Source organism: Pelagibius sp. (assembly GCF_965227505.1).
Lineage (GTDB): Bacteria > Pseudomonadota > Alphaproteobacteria > Kiloniellales > Kiloniellaceae > Pelagibius.
The window spans coordinates 1,541,277-1,562,605 of record NZ_OZ245757.1; the positions used below are offsets into that span (position 1 = coordinate 1,541,277).

General features: G+C 64.4%; 21 protein-coding genes. 16 read left to right on the plus strand and 5 right to left on the minus strand.

The window, feature by feature from the left end:
- Nucleotides 1-201: 201 nt before the first annotated feature.
- Nucleotides 202-885, minus strand: coding sequence for a fumarylacetoacetate hydrolase family protein (locus ACO06P_RS07385; protein ID WP_420349358.1), 684 nt, complete (start codon nt 883-885; stop codon nt 202-204).
- A gap of 194 nt (nt 886-1,079) precedes the next feature.
- On the minus strand, nt 1,080-1,760 hold the full coding sequence (locus ACO06P_RS07390; protein ID WP_420349359.1) for a FadR/GntR family transcriptional regulator: 681 nt from the start codon (nt 1,758-1,760) through the stop codon (nt 1,080-1,082).
- A gap of 92 nt (nt 1,761-1,852) precedes the next feature.
- On the opposite strand from ACO06P_RS07390, the gene ACO06P_RS07395 reads away from it, so the two are divergent.
- The 5 genes from ACO06P_RS07395 to ACO06P_RS07415 all read left to right on the plus strand — a co-directional run bounded on the left by ACO06P_RS07395 (nt 1,853) and on the right by ACO06P_RS07415 (nt 6,647).
- Nucleotides 1,853-2,824 carry a fumarylacetoacetate hydrolase family protein gene (locus tag ACO06P_RS07395; RefSeq protein WP_420349360.1) on the plus strand — a complete coding sequence of 324 codons (972 nt, stop codon included), beginning with the start codon at nt 1,853-1,855 and terminating at the stop codon, nt 2,822-2,824.
- 149 nt (nt 2,825-2,973) lie between these two features.
- A complete protein-coding gene (locus tag ACO06P_RS07400; protein ID WP_420349361.1) occupies nt 2,974-3,915 on the plus strand; it encodes an ABC transporter substrate-binding protein in 942 nt (313 codons plus the stop codon).
- Between the two features lie 8 nt (nt 3,916-3,923).
- Nucleotides 3,924-4,721 carry an ABC transporter ATP-binding protein gene (locus ACO06P_RS07405; protein ID WP_420349362.1) on the plus strand — a complete coding sequence of 266 codons (798 nt, stop codon included), beginning with the start codon at nt 3,924-3,926 and terminating at the stop codon, nt 4,719-4,721.
- Nucleotides 4,718-5,581, plus strand: a complete 864-nt coding sequence (locus ACO06P_RS07410) for an ABC transporter permease (RefSeq protein WP_420349363.1) — start codon at nt 4,718-4,720, stop codon at nt 5,579-5,581. Before ACO06P_RS07405 ends, ACO06P_RS07410 begins: the two co-directional genes overlap by 4 nt.
- Nucleotides 5,574-6,647, plus strand: coding sequence for an Ldh family oxidoreductase (locus ACO06P_RS07415; protein WP_420349364.1), 1,074 nt, complete (start codon nt 5,574-5,576; stop codon nt 6,645-6,647). Before ACO06P_RS07410 ends, ACO06P_RS07415 begins: the two co-directional genes overlap by 8 nt.
- Before the next feature lie 266 nt (nt 6,648-6,913).
- Here ACO06P_RS07415 and ACO06P_RS07420 read toward each other — a convergent pair whose 3' ends face one another.
- Nucleotides 6,914-7,879 (minus strand): LysR family transcriptional regulator, encoded by a 966-nt coding sequence (locus ACO06P_RS07420; RefSeq protein ID WP_420349365.1) that lies wholly within the window; start codon nt 7,877-7,879, stop codon nt 6,914-6,916.
- Nucleotides 7,880-7,975: 96 nt separating this feature from the next.
- Here ACO06P_RS07420 and ACO06P_RS07425 point away from each other — a divergent pair, with 96 nt between their 5' ends.
- The 9 genes from ACO06P_RS07425 (at nt 7,976) to ACO06P_RS07465 (ending at nt 17,084) form a co-directional block, all read left to right on the plus strand.
- A complete protein-coding gene (locus ACO06P_RS07425) occupies nt 7,976-9,040 on the plus strand; it encodes a P1 family peptidase (RefSeq protein ID WP_420349366.1) in 1,065 nt (354 codons plus the stop codon).
- Between the two features lie 103 nt (nt 9,041-9,143).
- Nucleotides 9,144-10,277, plus strand: a complete 1,134-nt coding sequence (locus ACO06P_RS07430) for an ABC transporter ATP-binding protein (protein ID WP_420349367.1) — start codon at nt 9,144-9,146, stop codon at nt 10,275-10,277.
- Entirely contained in the window at nt 10,274-11,167 is an 894-nt protein-coding gene (locus tag ACO06P_RS07435; RefSeq protein WP_420349368.1) for an ABC transporter permease, read from the plus strand. The genes ACO06P_RS07430 and ACO06P_RS07435 overlap by 4 nt, the downstream gene beginning before the upstream one ends.
- Nucleotides 11,164-12,015: an ABC transporter permease gene (locus ACO06P_RS07440; RefSeq protein WP_420349369.1), complete on the plus strand. Its 852-nt coding sequence runs from the start codon at nt 11,164-11,166 to the stop codon at nt 12,013-12,015. The genes ACO06P_RS07435 and ACO06P_RS07440 overlap by 4 nt, the downstream gene beginning before the upstream one ends.
- 47 nt (nt 12,016-12,062) lie before the next feature.
- Nucleotides 12,063-13,094: an extracellular solute-binding protein gene (locus ACO06P_RS07445; protein WP_420349370.1), complete on the plus strand. Its 1,032-nt coding sequence runs from the start codon at nt 12,063-12,065 to the stop codon at nt 13,092-13,094.
- Between the two features lie 137 nt (nt 13,095-13,231).
- Nucleotides 13,232-14,104 carry a 3-keto-5-aminohexanoate cleavage protein gene (locus ACO06P_RS07450; protein ID WP_420349713.1) on the plus strand — a complete coding sequence of 291 codons (873 nt, stop codon included), beginning with the start codon at nt 13,232-13,234 and terminating at the stop codon, nt 14,102-14,104.
- Nucleotides 14,094-14,606, plus strand: coding sequence for a GNAT family N-acetyltransferase (locus ACO06P_RS07455; protein WP_420349371.1), 513 nt, complete (start codon nt 14,094-14,096; stop codon nt 14,604-14,606). The genes ACO06P_RS07450 and ACO06P_RS07455 overlap by 11 nt, the downstream gene beginning before the upstream one ends.
- Nucleotides 14,603-16,003, plus strand: coding sequence for an aspartate aminotransferase family protein (locus ACO06P_RS07460; RefSeq protein WP_420349372.1), 1,401 nt, complete (start codon nt 14,603-14,605; stop codon nt 16,001-16,003). The genes ACO06P_RS07455 and ACO06P_RS07460 overlap by 4 nt, the downstream gene beginning before the upstream one ends.
- A gap of 22 nt (nt 16,004-16,025) precedes the next feature.
- Nucleotides 16,026-17,084: a histone deacetylase family protein gene (locus ACO06P_RS07465; protein WP_420349714.1), complete on the plus strand. Its 1,059-nt coding sequence runs from the start codon at nt 16,026-16,028 to the stop codon at nt 17,082-17,084.
- Here ACO06P_RS07465 and ACO06P_RS07470 read toward each other — a convergent pair.
- Nucleotides 17,081-17,413, minus strand: a complete 333-nt coding sequence (locus tag ACO06P_RS07470) for a hypothetical protein (protein ID WP_420349373.1) — start codon at nt 17,411-17,413, stop codon at nt 17,081-17,083. The genes ACO06P_RS07465 and ACO06P_RS07470 overlap by 4 nt on opposite strands.
- Before the next feature lie 307 nt (nt 17,414-17,720).
- Nucleotides 17,721-18,518: a maleate cis-trans isomerase family protein gene (locus tag ACO06P_RS07475; RefSeq protein ID WP_421938186.1), complete on the minus strand. Its 798-nt coding sequence runs from the start codon at nt 18,516-18,518 to the stop codon at nt 17,721-17,723.
- A gap of 327 nt (nt 18,519-18,845) precedes the next feature.
- Between ACO06P_RS07475 and ACO06P_RS07480 the strand changes: the two genes are divergently transcribed.
- Nucleotides 18,846-19,637 carry a GntR family transcriptional regulator gene (locus ACO06P_RS07480; protein ID WP_420349375.1) on the plus strand — a complete coding sequence of 264 codons (792 nt, stop codon included), beginning with the start codon at nt 18,846-18,848 and terminating at the stop codon, nt 19,635-19,637.
- Between the two features lie 931 nt (nt 19,638-20,568).
- Nucleotides 20,569-21,222 (plus strand): GntR family transcriptional regulator, encoded by a 654-nt coding sequence (locus tag ACO06P_RS07485; RefSeq protein ID WP_420349376.1) that lies wholly within the window; start codon nt 20,569-20,571, stop codon nt 21,220-21,222.
- Nucleotides 21,223-21,329: the final 107 nt, after the last annotated feature.

Below are 21,329 nucleotides of genomic sequence, written 5' to 3' on the forward strand. Positions count from 1 at the left end.
TCGCGGCACCTGGGCAGGCGAACCTACCCCCGCACACCTGGGAGTGCGGGAGAGCCGGCCGACACGACCGCACACAAGAGACAAATCCCATGCCTTCAGCGCGAGTCAGATGCGCCCGCTGAGCCCAACCGCAACATCAATTCGAATGACGTGGCCGGAGCGGTGCTTGCAGCATCGACCCGGTCCGATCTCCCGTTTGGATCAGACGACTTTGACAGTCAGCGCCCCGACCCCCTCAATGGTCGCCTCCATGGTGTCACCCCGCTGCACGGCATTCACGCCCGACGGAGTGCCGGCCATTATCACGTCGCCGGCACGAAGCTCAAAATACTCCGAAAGGTAAGATATCATCTCGGGGACCTTCCAGATCATCTGGTTCAGGTCGCCCTCTTGGCGCAGATCGCCGTTCACAACCAGCGCGATGCGCCCATGGTCGGGGTGACCGACTTCGGAGACAGGCAGCAGCCGCCCGACCGGACCCGAGCGCTCGAATGCCTTGCCGATCTCCCAGGGACGGCCCATCTTCTTCGCCTCGCCTTGCAGGTCGCGGCGGGTCATGTCGAGCGAAACGCCATAGCCCCAGACATGGTCGAGCGCCTTGTCCAACGGAATGTTCGTGCCGCCGGATTTCAGGCCAACGAGCAGTTCCACTTCGTGGTGCACGTCCGTGGAATGCGGCGGGTAGGGAAATTCGCCCGAGGCATCAAGGTTATCGGGATTCTTCTGAAAGAAAAACGGCGGCTCGCGGTTGGGGTCGTGGCCCATTTCCACGGCGTGCGCCGCGAAGTTGCGGCCGATGCAATAAACCCGACGTACAGGGAATGTGCCGCCCCCGCCAGTGGGGATGACATGCACCTGCGGTGCCGGGATGACATGATCGGACATTGCTCTCCTCCTGAGCGCTTGACTGCCAAGGGTCTGGTTTTGGAGCGGTCGGTCTCATTGCGCCCCCTGCCGCGCCCCTCATGGCCGGACACAGCTGCCGTGAGAGTAATCGCGATCTTTTCTCTTGATTTGCAAGAGATTCGGTCTCATTCGACCCCAACCATTTCCGGAATTGGTCGAGGTGCGGCGCGACGTCAGACGTCGGCCGGAATGCTCTCCGGCAAGAGACGCGAATAGACCGATTTCAAGTGACCGATCATCGCGCGCGCGGCGAGATCGCCGTCTCCCGCGGCGATAGCCGCCACGATGGCATCGTGTTCGCTGAAACTGGAGTGATCACGCGCCGGCTTGCGGGTCTCGCGCGGCTGTCCCCAGACGATGGATCGCCGGACCGAGTTCAGCGTCTCGAAAAAATACAGGAAAAGCTGATTGCGCGTGGCGCGCGCGATGGCGTGATGCAGGTTGTTGTCCCATGCCTCGTAGGTACGCCAGTCTTCGGCAGACCGGCAGCGGTTGGCGCAGAGCTTCATCTGCTCGCGGTCCGAGCGGGTCGCGTGGCGCGCAGCCAGACGACCCAGTTCCGGTTCGATGGTGAAGCGGACCGCCACCACTTGGGCGGGTTTGATCTGGTCGCGCAGGTAGGTGACGTCCTTCAGATTAAGCACCGGACGCGACCCGACAAACGTGCCGCGCCCCACGTGCCGCCAGATACGCCCCTGCGCCTCGAGTTCGGCCAAGGCCCCGCGCAGATGGTTGCGCGTGGTGCCAAGCACTTTGCACAGTTCGCGTTCGGGCGGCACACGGTCATTGTGCCGGTATCCGGCGTTGTCGATCAGATCGCGCAGTCTTTGCGCGAGGTCGCTCGTTTCGTCCATAGGTTCACCCAATTTGGTGATTGGTTGATTGATCGAAGCAATAAGTCGGCAAAAAATCAATGAAAAGGGCGAGGTCGCAGCGAGCCCACGGGTTGGAACGCTACGACCGCCGCAAAGCACAAAGGGAGGAGCGCCGGGTGCAACTGGCAACCATTTCCGTGGACGGTCGCGCCGTTTGCGTCGCAATCCTGAACGACGGCATGATGCTGAACATCGCGCGGGCCGCACAGGATCTGCGCGGCCCCGAGGGTGACGCGCTGCGCGCCGGTTCGATGCAGCATCTGATTGAGGGCGGCGCGCGCTCATTGGAAGCGCTGCGCGGCCTCGTGGCGGAGGCCGAGGCAGGCAAACATGCAGACGCAATGGCCCCCGCGAACGCACCGCTGCTGGCACCGATACCCGTCCCGCGCAAGAACGTGTTCTGTGTGGGACGCAACTATGCAGCGCATATCGCAGAGGGCGACCGGGCGCAGAAGCAGAACGTCGGCGTGACCGAGTACCCGGTGTTCTTCACCAAGCCACCCACCTCGATCGTACCGCCCGATGGCGACGTGCTGATTTTTCCCTCGGTCTCCGAGGCCGTCGACTACGAGGTCGAACTGGCGGTTGTGATCGGCAAGTCAGGGCGCAACATCGCCAAAGCCGATGCCTACGATCACGTCTTCGGCTACACCATCCTGAATGACATCACAGCCCGGGACATCCAGCGGCGCCACGGCGGGCAGTATTTCAAAGGCAAGGGTTTGGATGGGTCGTGCCCACTCGGCCCGAGTATCGTGACCGCCGACGCGATCAGCGATCCGCACGCCCTGTCGATTGGCCTTTCGGTCAATGGCGAGCAGCGCCAGAACGGCAACACCTCGGACATGATTTTCGACATTCCGACCCTGATCGCTTCCGTGTCCGAAGGCCTGACCCTGGAACCCGGTGACCTGATCGCGACCGGCACCCCATCGGGCGTCGGCTACGCGATGGAACCGCCGCGCTTCCTGAAGCACGGCGACACGGTGGTTTGCGAAGTTTCCGAGATCGGCACGCTCAGGAACCCCGTGCGCGCCGTCTGAAAGGCCTCCACCGCAGAACAGTGTGGCGCAGAGGCAAAACACAAAAGGGAGGAGAAACAATCATGATGAACAGAAGAACATTCACCGCCACATTGCTATCAGCGATTCCGGCCGCAGGCCTGCTGGGAACAAAGGGCTTTGCGCAGAGCATGCGCGACATCACTTTTGTGCAGCCGAGCCCCTCAGCCATCAACTCCTTCCCCGTCTTCGTCGCCATCGGCGAAGGCTTTTTCAAGGAAGAAGGCCTGAACGTACGGGTCGAGGCGATCAACGGATCGGGCGCGGTGCTTCAGGCGCTTTCGGCGGGACAGGCGCACTTCGGCCGCCCCGGCCCCGGCCCCCTGATTGCCGCGCGCTCGCGCGGCGTGGACGCGGTCCACATCTATAACGTTGCCGCCCGCAGCAACTTTGGCATCGTGGTGCAGGAAGACTCCGATGTTCAGGACATCGAAGGGCTGCGCGGCAAGGTGATCGGCACAGGCACTGCCGATGGCGCAGAAGTGGGTTTTGCCCGCAACGTGATGACCGGCGCCGGAATGAGAGAAGGCGAAGACTACGAGTTCCTGACCGTCGGCGACGGCGGCCCGGCGACCGCGGCCTTCCTCAATGGTGAAATCGACGCCTACTCCTCGTCGACCGCGGATGCGGCGATCTTGAACCAGCGCGGCATGGCGGTGCGAGACATCACGCCCGCCGACTTCGCGCGCTTCTTCGGCAACGGAATTGCGACAATGGCCGACACCATCCGCGAAGATCGCGAGCTCGTCGAAGGCTGGAGCCGCGCCTTCGCCCGCGGCCACGCGTTCGCGCTGGACGATGCCAACCGCGACGCCGTGCTCGCGCATCTGGCCGCTGGCAACCCGCAGGAGGGCGAAGACAAGGAGTTCCAGTCCGCGCTGTTCGACGCGGTGCGCTCCAAGACCATTCCGACCGACATGAGCAACGGCCTGGGCTGGTACCCGGCGGCGGTTTGGCAGGAATGGCAGGACGCACTTGTCGCCGGGGGCGAGATCTCGGGACCGCTCGACGATCTGGGGGCGGCCTGGACCAACGAGTTCGCCGCCATCGGGAACAAGGCCATCGACGGATGATTGTAGCCGTGGCGCAGGACTATTCCGGCGCGCCCCTTGGCGCGCCGGTCTACGAGTTGACCAATGTCAGCAAGACCTACGCCCGCAACAAAGTGGTGGCGCTGGAGGACGTCAGTCTTACCCTGCGGAAGGGAAGCTTCACCTCTGTCATCGGATCGAGCGGATGCGGAAAATCGACGCTGCTCAAGATCATGGCAGGCCTGATCCCGCCCAGCAAAGGGCGGGTGGTGCTGCAAGGCAATCCTGTCACCGGCCCTCGCCGGGACATCGGAATGATGTTTCAGCAGGCGACGCTCTTTCCATGGAAGACGGCAGTGGAAAACATCGTTCTGCCGATCGAGATCCGAGACGGCAAGGCGGCCGCCAAGAAAGCCAGGGACAAGGCGCACGAGCTTCTGGAGATCGTGGGCCTGAAGGGATTTGAGAACGTCTATCCAAACGAGCTCTCAGGCGGCATGGCGCAGCGTGCCTCGATCTGCCGGATGCTGATCACGGAACCGGCCGTGCTGCTGTTGGATGAGCCCTTCAGCGCGCTCGACGAGCTGTCGCGTGACATGATGAACATGGAACTGCAGCGGATCTGCCGTGAACAGCATGCGACGGCTTTCCTCGTCACGCACTCAATTCAGGAAGCCGTGATTCTGTCCGACGAGATCGTCGTGATGAAGCCGCGCCCCGGCCGGCTGGCCGAGATCGTGGAGGTCGATCTGCCGCGGCCGCGGACGCTCCACATGATGACCACGCCGAAGTTCGGCGCAATTGTCGACCATATCCGTGGCCTTCTGGACAAGGGAGAAGACATGTGAGCGACGCTCAGGTACATCCCTCTTCAGCCAAAGAAACGCAGGACACCGTCTGGGTTCAGGAAGTTGCTTTTATCGACGCCGTTCCGCGCTGGATCGCCATGAGCTTCGTGTTCCTGGTTTTCATCGGCTCGTGGCAATTGGTGACAAGCCTCGGCCTTGTCTCGCCGATCATCCTGCCTACCCCTTTGGAAACGCTCAACGACATGATCTTCGTCGGCCAGAACCTTCTGACCGGCGGCTACATGCTCGGGTCGCTCTGGATTACCATAAAGGAGGTGATCTACGGCTTTGCGCTGGCCATCGCGATCGGGTTCTCGCTGGGCGTGCTCGTGGGCGAAACGGCCTTCGGCGAGAAGGCCGTGATGCCCTATCTCGTCGCCATCGATACCATGCCGAAGGTCGCCTTCGCGCCGCTGTTCGTCGCGTGGCTGGGCTTCGGGATCGAGTCGAAAGTGGCTCTCGCGGCCTTCATCGCGACCTTCCCCATCGTGGTGGGCACCGCCGCCGGGCTCCATTCGGCCGATGAAAACGCCCGGATGCTGTTCAAGACGATGGGCGCGAGCCGAATGCAGACGCTGATCAAGATGAAGCTGCCCAGCGGCCTGCCGCAGGTCTTCACCGGACTCAAGATCGGAGCCGTCGGCGTCATGGCGGGTGCGATCACGGGCGAATTTCTGGGCGGCGGCAAGGGCTTCGGCGAACTGATCCGGGTCGCCGCCTCGCAACTCAACACGCCGCGCGTCTTTTCGCTGATCCTCTATCTCAGCCTCGTGGGGCTGGCGCTCTACGTGCTGGTGACCTGGACCCAGCGCAAGGTGGTGTTCTGGCACAAGGAGCGCGTGGGCGCCTACGATGGCTGACGGGGCCGCCATTGCCGTCGATACCCTGCGCGATTTCGTGGCGCATGCACTGCAATCGCGTGGAGTGCCGGAGACCGACGCGGCCAAGGTCGCGTCGCTTATGGTCGAGGCCGACATCTACGGCCACGGCACGCATGGCGTCTTTCGCCTGCGTCAATACCTGGCGCGCCTTGCCGGGGGCGGCTGCAACCCCGGACCGGCCATCACAGTGGCCCACGAGACCGTCGCCACCGCGCTGATCGACGGCGACAACGGCCTCGGCCACCTCGCCATGGCCGCCGCCCGCGACCTGGCTATCGAGAAGGCGCGCGCGGCCGGGATCGGCTGGGTCGGCGTGCGGCGGGGCAACCATGCGGGGCCGCTCGCGCTCTATGTCCGACCGCAGGCCGAGGCCGGGATGCTGGGCATAGCCGCCGCCGTGGGCAGCGCCAACCATGTGCCGCCATACGGCGGCACGGACCTGCTGCTCGGCACCAATCCGATCGCCTTCTCCGCCCCTGCCGCCGGACCCGACCCCTTCGTTTTCGACATGGCTACGACCGTGGCCGCGATGGGGAAGATCAAGACCCTCCTGCAGCAGGGGCAGCCGATGCCCGAGGGTTGGATGGTCGGGCGCGACGGCCAGCCGCTGACCGACCCGGCCCGCAAATCCGAAGGATTTCTTCTGCCCATCGGCGGACCAAAGGGGTTCGGCCTGTCGGTCGCCATCGGCCTTGTGGCCGGGGTTCTGAACGGCGCGGCCTTCGGGTCTGACGTGGTCGATTTCACCTCCGACACGACTTCGCCCACCAATACCGGGCAGTTCGTCATGGCGCTCGATCCGGCCGCTTTTGGCATGGGCGACGACTTTGCCGAGGCCGCGGCTCGGGCCTTTGCCGAGATGCGCGCTTCGCCCCCCCTGCCCGGTCACGATCCGGTGCGCTTGCCGGGCGACGGCAAAACAGCCGCTGCCGAAACACGCCGCCGCGACGGGTTGGCGCTCAACCCGGCCCTTCGCCGCGACCTGAACACGCTGGCCGCCGACTGCGGGCTGGCGCCGCCCTTTCCGGGAGACACTGATGACTAAGGCGCAATCCTGTCACCCTGACCCAGCAAGAATTGGAAACCACGACACACGCATGGCCTGACCGTCGTCAGGAGCGTGTTGCCTTGGCATGAAATCGGAACCCACTGCTTCTCGCCTCCGTTGGAATGCAGGGTTTTGATCCGTCGCAATCCCAATCAAGCGCGACTTGCTGCAGAGCGGCAGAGTGCCTTCTTCGAACACGAGCTTGCGCCTTCGCCTTCCGCACCCCGCCGGTGCCGTCCGCAGTCTGCCGTTGAAGTGCGGATTCAGGTCACCAGGGGGTAGGAGCGCTCCGCCGGATCGGTGGATGCGATGTACTCCCGGAGCATCGTGATGAGGATCTGTTCGCCGCGGTCTAGGCGTGTGCGTTCGTTGGTCACCATATGAACGTCGACTGCCGGCAGGTCCTCGTAAGGCGGCAGTTGCCAGAGACGGCCATCGCGAACGTCGCGCGCCATGGCGTGGACCGGCAGCGAACCGATGCCCATGCCCGCCATGATCATCCGGCGTACCTCTTCCAGGTGTGAGGAGGTGCCGGTCGGCTCCTCGCCCAGCTGCAGGCTGCGACGGAGTTCGGCCACGGGATGCAAGGCGTCGGTGAGCTGGTCGGTCTTGAAGGACACATAGGTGCTGTCGCGCATCTCCTCCGCCGAAACGTCCTCGCGCCCAAACAAGGGGTGGCCCGCCCCGCAGAAGAATCCGAACTGCTCGCGGAACAGCATCTCCGTCGTGAGCCGGCGGCGCTGATGGGAGAGCAGGCAGATTCCGAAGGAACAGAGGCCGTCTCTTACGGTGCGAAGCACGTCCACGCTGGGCATTACATCGAGGGTGAAGGTCACCGCCGGGTAACGCCTGTGAAAGCGGCCCAGAAGCTGGTCGAACGGCGGAAACACGACGTAGCTTGCCATGGCGATGCGGATCGCACCGGTCACCTCCTGGTCCGCATCGCTGAGCAGGCCGCCCAGTTGACCGAGCGCGTCGAGCACCTTCCGGCTCTCGCGGTAAAGGACCTCGCCGTGCTGGGTCAGGGCAAAGCGACCGCCGCCACGGTCGACGAGGCGGCGGCCGACCTGTTCTTCCAGGCGCCTGAGAGCACTGCTGATCGTCGGCTGGGTGCGCATCAGCCGGCTGGCCCCACGGGTTATGCTGCCCTCTTCGACAATGACGACGAAGGTGCGCAGCAGGTTCCAGTCAAGATCGGCCAGGCCATCGCGCGCCCGGTAATCGGTCATGCGTCAATCCCCAGCATTGACCATTTGAATGCCACGATGCTTTCACACAGATGGTATCAATGTCCAGCGCGTCCGCAACAAGGGGAGAGGCTGATCATGAACAGAGCGCGACTGCGGGACCTCGGGCTTTCCGTCGGCAGCCTGCCGCCGGGTCCGCTCAACGCCATAACCGATGTCGCCGGCCTGCGGGTCGGACATGAAACGATCGTCAGGGACTCGCCGACGACCGTACGGTCCGGCGTCACGGTGATCGTCCCCGAGGAGGGTGAGATCTGGCAGCGGCATCTTTTTGCCGATGCCCATGTCCTGAACGGCAACGGAGAGATGACAGGTCTCTCGTTCCTGCAGGAGTTCGGCCTGATGTGCGGCCCCCTGGCCATCACCGGCACCCACTCGATCGGCGCGGTCCACGAGGGCCTGGTGAGCTACGAGCTGGCCGGCGGCTTTGCCTTCGATTTCTGCCTGCCCCTGGTGGCGGAGACCTTCGATGGCTGGCTCAGCGACCCTTCGGCCCTTGCGGTGCGGCCCGAACACGTGCACGCCGCCCTCAAGGCGGCCAAAGGCGGGCCGGTGGCCGAAGGGAACGTCGGCGGCGGGACCGGCATGAACACGCATGAGTTCAAGGCCGGCATCGGTACTGCGTCGCGGCTGGTCGAAGTCGCCAGCGAAGGCTGGACCCTTGGCGTACTTGTCCAGGCGAACTACGGCCGGCGGCATCAGCTTCGCCTGGACGGCGGGGCAATCGGCGCGGCGATCCCGACCAGTGATGTTCCAAGCCCCTGGCCCGTGGCCCGCGATGAAGGCTCCATCATCGCCGTCGTCGCCACCGATGCCCCGCTCCTGCCGCACCAATGCCGGCGGTTGGCGCAACGCGCCGGTATGGGCGTGGCCCGCACCGGCGGCATCGCCGCGCCGGCCAGCGGCGACATCTTCCTCGCCTTTTCCACCGGAAACGTTCACTCCGCAGCCGACGACAAGCAACTCCACAGCGCGCGCTTCCTGCCGGACATGGCGCTTGCCGGACTGTTCCAGGCGGTTATCGAAGCGACCGAGGAAAGCATCTGGAACGCCCTCTGCGCTGCGGAAACCATTACCGGGCGAGAGGGCCGCACCTCTCACGCCATCCCTCTGGACCGTCTAAAGGAGATCGCCGAGACATAGATTTCATCAATGTTGTGCATTCTTCGAATAGATTAGATCAAAGCAGGGGCGCTCCCTAAGATCATTTCTCGGCACTTCCTTGGGGATGGGAGTTGGGAGGACGATGACGGGAGAGCGTGCAGGTCCCACCGGGACTGTCTCCGGGACGGGGCTTGCCATACGCCGGGTGACCAAGGTCTTCGACGCTGCCGGCAGCACTGACGTGCGGGCCGTCGACGACCTCAGCCTGGAGATCGGGCAGAACGAGTTCTTCACGTTGCTGGGACCCTCGGGCTGCGGCAAGACCACACTGCTGCGCATGATCGCCGGTCTGGAGCAGCCTACCGCCGGCGAGGTTCTGCTGGACGGCGAACCGCTCCAGGACCTGCCGCCCTACCGCCGTCCCATCAACACCGTGTTCCAGAGCTATGCGCTCTTCCCCCACATGTCGGTGGGTGAGAACATCGCCTTCGGCCTCAAGATGCGCGGCTTGGACAGTGCCATCATCGCGCGCAAGGTCGACGAGGTTCTGGCTCTGGTGCGGCTCGAGGGTCTGGCGGAGCGGCGGCCCGCACAGCTCTCCGGCGGTCAGCAGCAGCGCGTCGCCCTGGCGCGGGCGCTCGCCAACGAGCCCAAGATCCTGTTGCTCGACGAACCGCTCTCTGCGCTCGACCTCAAGCTTCGCAAGCAGATGCGCCTGGAGCTGAAACGCCTGCAAAAGGCGACGGGCATCACCTTTATCTTCGTGACGCACGATCAGGAGGAAGCCCTGATCATGTCGGACCGTGTCGCCGTCCTGTCCGAAGGCCGGGTCTTGCAGCTCGGCCCCCCGGAAGAGATCTACCGACGCCCCCGCAGCCGCTTCGTCGCCGATTTCATCGGCGACACCAACATCATTCTCGGACACCCGAAGGACGCCGAGAGACTGGTTCTTGGCGGCGCGGCAGAACTGCGTTTCGCCGCGGCGGTCCTGCCGACCGACGGACGGGACCATGCGCTCTCGGTGGCCATCCGCCCCGAAAGCTGCCGCCTCGTCAACGGCGCAGCCTACGACGACCTTGCGAACGTGTTCGACGGCCGGGTGCGGGAGATCGAGTATCTCGGCGCCGACACCTGTGTGCTGGTCGATGTCGAGGCTCTCGGCGCAAGCATCACCGTGCGGCTGCGCAACACAGAGGGCGGTGCAGTGCCTCCGCGCGAGGGCGAGACGGTGCGGGTCAGCCTGCCCGCTGCGGCACTCTGGGTGCTGGAGCCATGACCGGCCCCGCCCGCCTCTCCCGCGGTGGGATCGCACTCGCTCTCGGGCCCGCGCTCGTCGTTGTTGGCCTCTTTCTCGTTGTACCGCTGCTGCTGGTACCGATCGCGTCCTTCATGGAAGCCAACCCCTGGGGCGGCGTGCGCCCGGCCTTCTCCGTGGAGGCCTACATCCAGGTTTTCTTCGAAGAGGACTTTACCGGCGAACTGATCTTCAACGACGCCTATCCGCGCATCGTCCTGCGTTCGCTGGCGCTGGCCGCGCTGACCACAGCGCTCTGCCTGCTGGCCGGCTTTCCGGTGGCTTACGTGATCGCCCTTCAGCCCAAGTCGCGTCAGGGGATCCTGCTGCTGCTGGTCACCGTACCGTTCTGGACTAATCTGCTGATCCGCACCTACTCCTGGATCATGATCCTGCGCGACGAGGGCCTCATCAACAACGGACTGGAAGCAGCCGGGGTGATCGAGGAACCTTTGCGTCTGCTTTATACCAACGGCGCCATCGCAATCGGCCTCGTCTACACTTTCCTGCCGTTCATGGTGCTGCCGATCTATGCGGCGATCGAGCGCATCGACCGCCGCCTTATCGAGGCAGCGCACGACCTCTACGCCAATCGCCGCGCCATGCTGCGCCATGTCGTCCTGCCGCTGGCCCGGCCGGGCATCGCCGCCGGTGCGATCCTGGTCTTCGTTCCGGCATTGGGCTCGTTCATTGCCCCGGCGCTGCTCGGCGGCGGTAAACATCTGATGATCGGCAACCTGATCCAGGCACAGTTCGGCGCTTCCCGCAACTGGCCCTTCGGCTCGGCGATGTCGCTGATTCTTCTGGCCGCCGTTCTGGCCGTCCTGCTCTGGCAGGCGCAGCGGCGGCGCAGCGGGGCCTGGCAGCCATGAGCGAGACCGTCCGCATGAGCCCCGCGCAGGGAGCCGCAGCGAACCGTGGAGCCCGGCGCTTTACGGTCGGCCGCATTCCGGGCTTCGGGGCGGCGACCTGGGCTTTCTTTCTGTTTCTCTATGCGCCGATCGTCCTGCTCGTCGTCTTTTCCTTCAACGGCAGCAACTCTGCGACCATCTGGTCGCACTTCAGCCTCGACTGGTACGTCAAGGTCGCGGCCAACAGCGATATCCAGCGGGCGGCCCTGAATTCCCTCATCGTTGCCGGCGTCGCCTCCATCCTGGCGACCGCGCTCGCCACCTTCGCCGCCCTGGCGATGGTGCGCGGCAGCCCCTTCCGGGGCCAGCAGCTTGCGCTCAGCACGCTGCTGCTGCCGCTGATCGTGCCGGAGATCGTGATCGCCATCGCCATGGTGATCTTCTTCACCGGCATCGGTCTCAGCCTGGGCCTGGGCAACCTCATCATCGCCCACACGGTGTTCTGCATTCCCTTCGCCTACCTGCCGATCCGCGCCCGCCTGGACAGCCTGAGCCCGGTCTACGAGGAGGCCGCGCAGGATCTCTACGCCGACAACTGGCGCACCTTCTGGCACGTGACTTTCCCCTTGCTGGCGCCCGGCATTCTGGCCGGGCTGATGCTCGCCTTCATCACCTCGGTCGATGACTTCATCATCAGCCTGATGGTCGGCAGCGCCGGCACAACGACCCTGCCGATCTACATCTACAGCCTGATCCGCATCGGCATCACGCCGCAGATCAACGCGATCTCGACCCTGGTGCTGCTGATCTCCTTCATCTTCGTCAGCCTTGCCTGGCTGATCGCACGGCGTTCGGAGGCTTCGCCGTGATTGTCCCTGCAACAGAAACCAAAAAAACCGAACAGTGGAGACGCACAATGCACAAGACTTTAAGGTTGGCCGCAGTGGCCGTCCCCCTCACCCTGATCGCCACGGGCGCCGGCGCCGAAGGCGTGCTGAACTTTGCCAACTGGGCCGAATACACCTCGCCTGAGTTGCTCGAGAAGTTCGAAGACGAAACCGGCATCAAGGTGGTGCTGGACACCTACGATTCCAGCGAAACCCTTCTTGCCAAGCTTCAGACCGGCGGCGCCGATTACGATGTCGCGGTTCCCGGCAACAACTTCGTCGCCGGCATGATCTCCGAAGGCCTGATCCAGAACGTTGACGTCAAGTCCCTGCCCGGCTTCGAGAACCTGGAGAGCCGCTGGCAGTCGCCCCCCTGGGACCCGACAAACGAGTACTCCATCCCCTGGCTTTGGGGGACCACGGGCTTCACCGTCGACACCTCGGCTTACGGCGGCGACATTCACACCTACGAAGTGCTGTTCAACCCCCCGCCGGAACTGCAGGGCGAGATCGGCATGTTCAATTCCGCGGACGAGGTCGTAAAGATGGTCCACGCCTATCTGGGCAACGACCTCTGCACCGAGGACCCGGCGCACTTCCAGGCGGCCTTCGACGTCCTTCAAGCGCAGAAGCAGCACGTGAAGATGTATCAGTCCGAGGGCCTGCGCGAGCGCATGCTGGCCGGTGAGGTCAAGGCCCACTCCAACTGGAACGGCAGTTCGCTGAAGCTGCGCAGCAAGGACGCGAAGTTTGCCTACTCCTACCCCAGGGAGGGCGTGCTGACCTGGATGGATGTGATGGTCGTGCCCACCGGGGCCAAGAACAAGGACAACGCGCTGAAGTTCCTGTCCTTCATGCTGCAACCGGAGAACGTCGCCATCCAGTCGAACTTCGCGCGCTACTCCAACGCGGTAGCGGGCAGCGATGCCTTCATGGCCGACGAGCTGAAAACGGCACCGGAAATCGTCGCTCCTGCCGACCGAAAGTTCATCTTCGTACCGGCCTGCTCGGAGAGATCGATCAAACTTCAGGACCAGGTCTGGACCAGACTCCTGAAATAGGTGCACCCTGAGGCGGGCCCTCCGGCGCCACCGGGCGGCGGAGGGGCGCCCGGACCACCAACCAAGGAGGGCCCGTTGTGGCCGACAACAAGGTTATCATCACCTGCGCCGTGACGGGCTCGATCCACACACCCACCATGTCACCGCATCTGCCGGTCACGCCGTCGGAGATCGCCGAGCAGGCAGTCGCTGCGGCGGAGGCCGGCGCGGCAATCCTGCATCTGCACGCCCGCACCCCGGACAGCGGACTGCCGACGGCCGACCCGGACGTCTTCATGGATTTCCTGCCGCGTATCAAGCAGGCCACCGACGCGGTCTTGAACATCACCACCGGCGGCGGCGCCAACATGACCCTGGAAGACCGTCTGGCCGCGCCGCTGCGGGCCCGCCCTGAGATGTGTTCGCTGAACATGGGGTCCATGAACTTCGGCATCTTTCCTCTCGCCCGCCGCTACGATCAGTGGCAGCACGACTGGGAGCAGGGCTTTCTGGAGGCGACCCGCGACTTCGTTTTCAAGAACACCTTCGCTGATATCGAGGCGGTTCTCGAGCAGTTGGGTGAAGGCGCCGGCACCCGCTTCGAGTTCGAGTGCTACGACACCGGACATCTGCAGACCCTCGCCTTCTACCTGAACAAGGGCACCATCAAGCCGCCCGTTTTCGTCCAGTTCGTTCTCGGGGTCCTAGGCGGCATCGACGCTCATCCAGAGCAGCTCATGCACCTGAAGCAGACTGCGGACCGGCTGCTTGGCACCGATTACCGGTTTTCCGTCCTTGCAGCAGGTCGTCATCAGATGCCTCTGGCCACCATGGGAGCAATTCTCGGCGGCAACGTGCGCGTCGGCCTGGAAGACAGCCTGACCATCGGCCGCGGTCAGCTTGCCGAGAGCAATGCGGACCAGGTTGCGAAGATCCGCCGGATCGTCGAGGAACTCGGCTTCGAAGTCGCGAGCCCCGACGAAGCACGCTCAACACTGGTTCTTAAGGGAGGAGACCAAGTTGGCTTCTGACCTGACCGTGGCAAAGACAGCCGTGAGTATCCGCCAGGCGGCCAAAGGTGACGCTCAGATCGTCTGCGATCTGCTGGACGACCTGGTGCGCACCTTAAGAAACGCGCCACCCTGCGGCAGCACCGTCGAAACCATTCGGCATCATGGTTTTGGCGACAAACGTCAGTTTGAGGCCCTGATCGCCGAGGCCGAAGGCACGCCGGCGGGATTGGTGCTTTACTTCTATACTTATTCGACCTGGCGCGGCTGCCTCGGGGTTTACGTGCAGGACCTGCATGTCGTCGAGCGTTTCCGCGGGCAGGGACTCGGCCGCAGGCTCCTGGCAGACGCGGCACGCCGTGGCCGCGCCGATGGCTGCACCCATCTGCGACTCTCTGTCGACCCTGGCAACGAAGCGGCGCTCACCTTCTATGAGGCCGTCGGCCTCGAGCCGCGCCGCGACGAAACCATCTGTCAGGCCGCCGACGAAGCCTTTCACCAACTGGCGGAGGACAGGCGGTGAGTGGGGAGTTAGCCATTCAAGCGTTCTACGCCGCCGCTTCCAGCCGCGGGCTGCCACGCCTTGCACGGGCCGAGGGCCCCTACCTCTGGGATCAGGAGGGCCGGCGCTACGTCGACGCGGCCAGCGGGCCGGTGGTCACCAACATCGGCCACGGCAACCCTCACGTCGTCGAAGCCATTGCCCGTCAGGCCGCCAACTGTGCTTTCGCCTCGCGGACCGCCTTCGTGAACGAGGCCAACGAGGCCCTGGGCGAACGCCTGGCCGACCTCTGCGGCGAGGGGTTCGACCGCGCCTTTTTTACATCGGGTGGATCGGAGGCCATCGAAGCCGCCCTGAAGTTCGCCCGCCAGATTGCCTGGCTGCGCGGCGAAGGCAAGCGCTGGAAGGTGATCGCCCGCGACCCCTCCTATCACGGCTCCACCCTGGGGGCGCTTTCCATCACCGGCGACGAGGAAGCGGACGAGGTTTTCGGCCCGATGATGGTCAGAATGCCAAAGATCCCCGCACCCTTCACCTACCGCATTCCCGCGGGGCACAGCCCGGAAAGCTGGCAGGCCGCCGCAGCCGCGGCGCTGGAAGAGACCATTCTGCGTGAGGGCGCGGAGACCTGCCTGGCCTTCGTCATGGAGCCGGTCGGCGGGCTTGCAACCGGTGCCCTGGTGGCGGCGGACAGCTACTACGCGGCCGTGCGCGAGATATGCTCGCGGCACGGTTTACTGCTCATCTACGACGAGGTGATGAGCGGCGCCGGGCGGACCGGCCGTTTCCTCTCCGCCCACCACTGGCCGCAGGGACGGCCGGATCTGGTCGTGCTCGCCAAGGGCCTGGGCGCCGGCTACACGCCGCTGGGCGCTATGATGGCGCCGCGCAGCCTTGTGGACCTGCTCGCCGAGGGCGGCGGGTTTCTCCACGGTCACACCTATGTCGCAAATCCGCTGACCTGCGCTGCCGGTCTCGCGGTCCTGGATGAAGTGGAACGTCAGGGCTTGACCGAGAAAGCGGCGGAACTTGGCCCCTATCTTGATCGCAAGCTGCGCGCCCTGCTGCACGACTCGCCGATTCTGGGCGACGTGCGCGGCAAAGGGCTGCTGATGGCAATCGAGCTGGTCATGGACAAGGCGACAAAGCAGCCCTTCCCCCTGGAGGTGGAGATCACCCGGCGGGTCTCCCGCCTGGCGATGCAGAACGGCCTCATCGTCTACGCCCGCCGAACCAGCCACGGCAAGTATGGCGAGTGGGTGATGATCTCGCCGCCGCTCAACAGCAGCAGGGCCGTGATCGACGAAGTCTCGGCGGCGCTGCGCCGGACCCTGGCCGACTGTACAGACGAACTCATCAGGGAGGGCTGGCTGGGCGGCACTGCCGGTTCCTCCAGCACGGCGCGCCACCGGGCGTGAGGGCACCAACGCGGTGCAGCGTATGAAAGCCATCTTCGATCCGGCGCAGAGCGCCTACCGTCCCGGGCGTATCATGGCCAACGGCACTTTCGCCCCAGCCCTGGAAACCCCGGAGCGCGCGCAGACCTTTCTCGGTGCCCTCGGGGACCTCGGCATCGTCCCGGTGCTGCCGCCGGACAGTGGATCGTCCGCCCTTGCAGCGGTGCACGACGACCGCTACCTCACCTTCCTGCAGACCATTCTGCCGCGCTGGCGGCGGATTGCCGGCGCGCCGGAAGAAGTAATACCCAACCTCCATCCCGTTTCACGGGCCGGCGAGGCCCCAGGCGGCTATCCGGCCTCTGCCGTGGGTCAGGTCGGCTACCACATCATGGACGGCGCCGCCCCCATCAACGCAGAGACCTGGCGCAGCGCCTACGCCAGCGCGCAAAGCGCCGTTCATGCCGCAGATCTTGTTCTCAGTGGCGAGGCGCTCGTCTATGCCCTCTGCCGGCCGCCGGGACATCATGCCGCGCGCGACCTGGCAGGCGGGTTCTGCTTCCTCAACAACGCAGCGATCGCGGCAGAACGGCTGCGCAGCCGGTATCCCAGAGTCGCCGTCCTCGATGTCGACGTCCACCATGGCAATGGCACCCAGCAGATCTTCTACCAGCGCGCTGACGTGCTGACCGTCTCCCTCCACGCCGACCCCCTGCGTTTCTATCCCTTCTTTTGGGGCTATGCCGACGAGACGGGCACCGGCGCCGGCGAAAGCTGCAACCTGAACATCCCCCTTGCCCGGGGCACCGGAGACGATGGTTACCTTGCCGCGCTGGAGCGGGCGCTGAGCCAGATCACCGACTTCGCACCGGGCGCGCTGGTGATCGCCCTGGGTCTGGACGCCCACGAGGACGACCCGGTGCAGGGTCTTGCCATCACGACAAAGGGCTTCAGCCGGATCGCCATGCGCATTGCAGAACTGCGGCTGCCCTGTGTGGTCGTGCAGGAAGGCGGCTATGTCAGCGACGCGCTGGGCCCCAACCTCCGGGCGGTGATCGAGGCTTTTCTGGCGGGACCGAAACCGTCACGAAGCGACGGCTAGCTGCAGATTCTGGAGAGATGGGCTTGCAGCGTGACGCCCGGGACCTCTCTGGCGGTCCCCGTCATGGCGGCGGCATTGTCCCGGGCGTCGCCTTCGAGTGCGATCGTGGCCTGGTCGATCCCCAGGACGGACTGGACCTGGCCGAGATTGGAATGTCTGTCGGTCCTCAATCGGGCCGAAAGCGCGTTGCCGCGCACCTCGTAGGAGCCGACGTAGTAAAGGCCGGAATCGCCGCCCCAAAGCTGCCCGTCCTGCAGCATGACGACACCGGAGCCCGCCCCGATAGCCGTGTGAAACTGCAGCTTGTAGAGTCCGTTCTGCATGGGCACGACTGCGTCCCTCCCTCCAACGATCACCGCACCGGCCCACTTACAGGGCCTTTCCTAAACAGTATACCGTATTCCATTTTGTTCTCCGCTATCAAGGGTCGAGGCGGACAGGGCGGGCAACGGGCGCCCGGCCCCGCGCTCCGGCACGTGGTATCCGGCATCCGGTTGGGAGCCAACAGCCAGGTCCCGAGACGGTATCGCCCGGGTTCCGGACAACAGCCACGGTTCACGGATCCAGTAAGACTGCCTTGCTACCGCCCCACACTTCGCGGGTTGGTCGGCTTGGCATGTCGGTCGGTCCGGCCTGCTATGCGGAAGGCAGGTTGTTCAGCCGTGTTTTGAACAGCGTTCCCCAGCCTGTGACACGCGCTGTATCGATACCGGCGAGAACGAGGGATTTCCAGAGGCCGGTGGCGACGGTGTCATAGACCGGTATGCCGGTTTCCGCCTCCATCACAGCCGCCACGCGGGCTCCAAAAAGGTTGGTGCAGACCACGGCGATGGCATCAGGCTGCGCGGTCGCAACCTCTCGGATGCGTTGGGCGATCAGGTCCTCCCCGATTTCGGAATAGGAGAAATTGCCGGGGTCGTTCTCGTGACGCTCGGCAACGCAGTGATAGCCCGCGGCCGTGTAACTCGCGATGATGCGCTCCTGCACCGCCTCCAAGTAGGGCGTCACCAGCCCGATGCGCCGCACGCCGGTCGCGGCGAAGATCTCGTTCATCGCCAGCACCGAAGAGGCGGCTGGGATTCCTGTTTCCGCGGTGATCTGCCGGCAGAGGTCGTCATCGCTGGCAAAACCTTTCCAGGCCGCCGAGGTGCCGTTCCAGGTGATAACCGCGACCCTGGCCTGGGCGAGCAGCTTGGCGGCTGCGAGAATGCGGCCCGGTTCGAACTGGGCCAGAGCCTCGTCGCTCAGGGTGATCTCGGTAACCGGAAAGCGGCTGAAGTGGACCGAGACCTCCGGCAGGTCCGCCACCATCGCCGTGGTCACCGGTTCCACCACCGTGTTCGACGATGGCGTCAGCATCCCCAAAAGCACCCGGCGCGTTGTCTTTACACCTTCGTGGTCCGGCAAAACCGGCCCTGGATCCGTCATCGTCATCGTATCTCCAGATGCGACTGTATGCGCGGCGTCACACCCCTAATCGATCCATCTATATATCGCGACGAAACAGCAAACACTCGCTATGGTTTAATTCTTAACACAATCAAAAATTTACCTTACAAGCCTCTCATTCTCGTAACCTGACACATATATGGATACTGTATCCACATCTTCTTTTTGCAAGGCCGGAGTTGCCAGCGACTAGCTGCCACTTTTTTTCCCCTAGACTGGAAGACTGCTTGGGCCGATATTCTACTTGTTATACGATCAATAAATCACTTAAAAGTTGTGTGATCGAGGCGTTTCACAGAAGGAACTGGCCCCATGAATGATTGGCAGGCTCCGGGCGGCCTCCAGCCGTTCCCATCCGATTTCTCCAATGTCCCTTCGACCAAGAAGATGCGCAGCGTATCGCGGGCACCGATGCACGTCGCCGTCGCCGAACAGGTGCGCAGTCTCATCATCGACGGCAAGTTGCACGAGGGCGAGCGTATCAATGAAAACGACCTGGCGGAGTACCTCGGCTGCTCGCGCACGCCGCTGCGCGACGCTCTCAAGGTTTTGCAGTCCGAAGGCCTCATCCGTATAGAACCGCACAAGGGGACTTTCGTGTCGCAGATCACGGTCGCAGAGACGGAAGACAGGTTCGAGGCAATGGCCCTCATCGAACGAGTCGGCGGCGAACTGACCACCCGAAAGATCACCGACGATCAGCTGCGCTGGTTCGCCGAGTTGCATCGACAGATGTTCGCCTTTCACGACGAGGGGAAGCAGTCGGAGTATTCCGAACTGAATGACCGGATTCATCGCTCCTTCGTTTCTCTTAGTGGAAACAAGATGTTAGCCGCAACCCATGAGAACCTGATCGTTGCCGCCAGACGCGTGCGTGTCGCCGCGATCCGCGCCAGCGAACGCTGGGAAGAGTCGGTGGCCGAGCATCGGGAGATCTTGGTTGCGATGGAAGCGCGCGAGGCGGAAAGGGTCGGCCAGCTGATCGAGCAGCATGTCCGCCGGACCGCGGCTTTCGTTTGCGCCCACCTGCGTGAGTCGGAGACAAAGGGCCCGCGCCCGCGCCGAAGCCGCGTCTATGATCGGCGGCCCGGCTTCGCTGGCTGACCGGCAGCCTCCGCAGGCAAGGCCGCAGGTCCATCGCTGTTGATCCGGTAAGGCCGGAACAGCCGTTCCGTACAGCGGCAGACCGAAAAGCCAGTCGCCAAGCGGCACCGGCGTGAAAGAGAGTTGGGGCGTCGGAGCGCGGTGCCCTTTCCCCACCGGGTCTTCCACTGGCGCCCGGACCTGCCACGGCACGCCGCTGCACGCCCACGGCGCCATAGACGCCAGGAAACCCGGCATCAGGTTCATCACGCAGCCCGGTCCCCCGGCGCAAGCGCTTCAACCTGCCGTCGCGCCCGTGCACGACCGTCCAGACCTCCGAGCCTGATGCAGCGGGCGGGCGTCTCCGGCGTGAGCGCAGTCCGCAAGGCGGTCGTTCCACAGGCACGGCCTGGCATACGACCGGCCGATTCAGTCATGCATGGGTTTCCCCAGAAGGCTCGCGCAGAAAGTGTGCCGGACCGCCACCGCCCGAACGAGGCGCGCTTGCAATCCTTTTTTGCAGCTCTAGGTATACCGTATTCGGGACCCAAATCACCCGAGTTCCGTTAGTCTCTTTTACGCGGAACGTTGATCGACCTTCCCGCGCTGGCCAGTGGCTGCAGGGTCGTCGCCGCCGGTCCAGATCAGCGCGCCGGAAGGAAACGTTGGGCGGATGGCGTGGCTCCAACCAAGCAGGCGCACGAGGATGATCCACCGCCATGAGGAACCGCACGCCATGACTGGACGCAAGCCGGACCGCAGGTCCCCGCCGCCCGCAGACGATGTCGCGGCGGACCATATCGAAGATGCCGCCGCTGGGAACGCACCTGCGAGGCGGCGCGACCTGCAAGACTCCGAAATGGGATCCGCCCCCGGCTCTGCACCGGGCCCAACGGCAGGACGCGTGAAAGGAGGGACAAGGGTCGCACCCTCTTCGCTTTTGTGGCGGTGGGTGGCGGAAAATCTGCGCGAGCGCATCGTCCTCAACCATCTGCAGGAGGGCGAACGGATCAGCGAGGTTGCGCTGGCCGAAAAACTTGGCGTTTCACGCACACCACTGCGTGAGGCCCTGGCCGTCCTAAAGCGGGAAGGACTGGTGCAGAGCCGGCCGCGCTGCGGAACCTACGTCACCTTCATCACTGCGGACGACACGGCGGAGACCTTCCAGGCGATTGCCGTGGTCGAAAGCAGTGCCGGCAGGATCGCCGCGCGCTGGATCACCGATCAGGAACTCCGCGATCTCACCGGCCTCCACGAACGCCTTTACGCACTCCACCGGGAGCGCGCGCGTGAAGACTATTCCGCGGTGAACGACGAGATCCATCGCCGCTTCGTTCAGCTGACCGGCAACAGGCACCTGATCCAGGCGCACGAGCAATGGCTCGTCGCCGCCCGGCGCGTGCGCTTCCAGGCGCTGCAGGCTCAGGAGCGTTGGGACGCCTCTGTGACAGAGCACGCGGAGATCCTGGCAGCCATCGCCGCGCGCGATGCCGACCGGGCCGGCGCGCTGATCGAGCACCACGTGCGCGAAACAGGAGACTTTTTCTGCCGCAACCTGCTGGCCCGCGAAGGGCGGAGAGTCTCTACCCGCAGCCGTTTACGGTGAAGTTCGGGCCGGTGAACGGATGGCGCCGGCGCCGTCAGCGCTCCGCCTCGACCGGCGTGGTGATGACGGCGCGTGCACCACCCGCCGTATCCCGGCCTTGTCAGTAG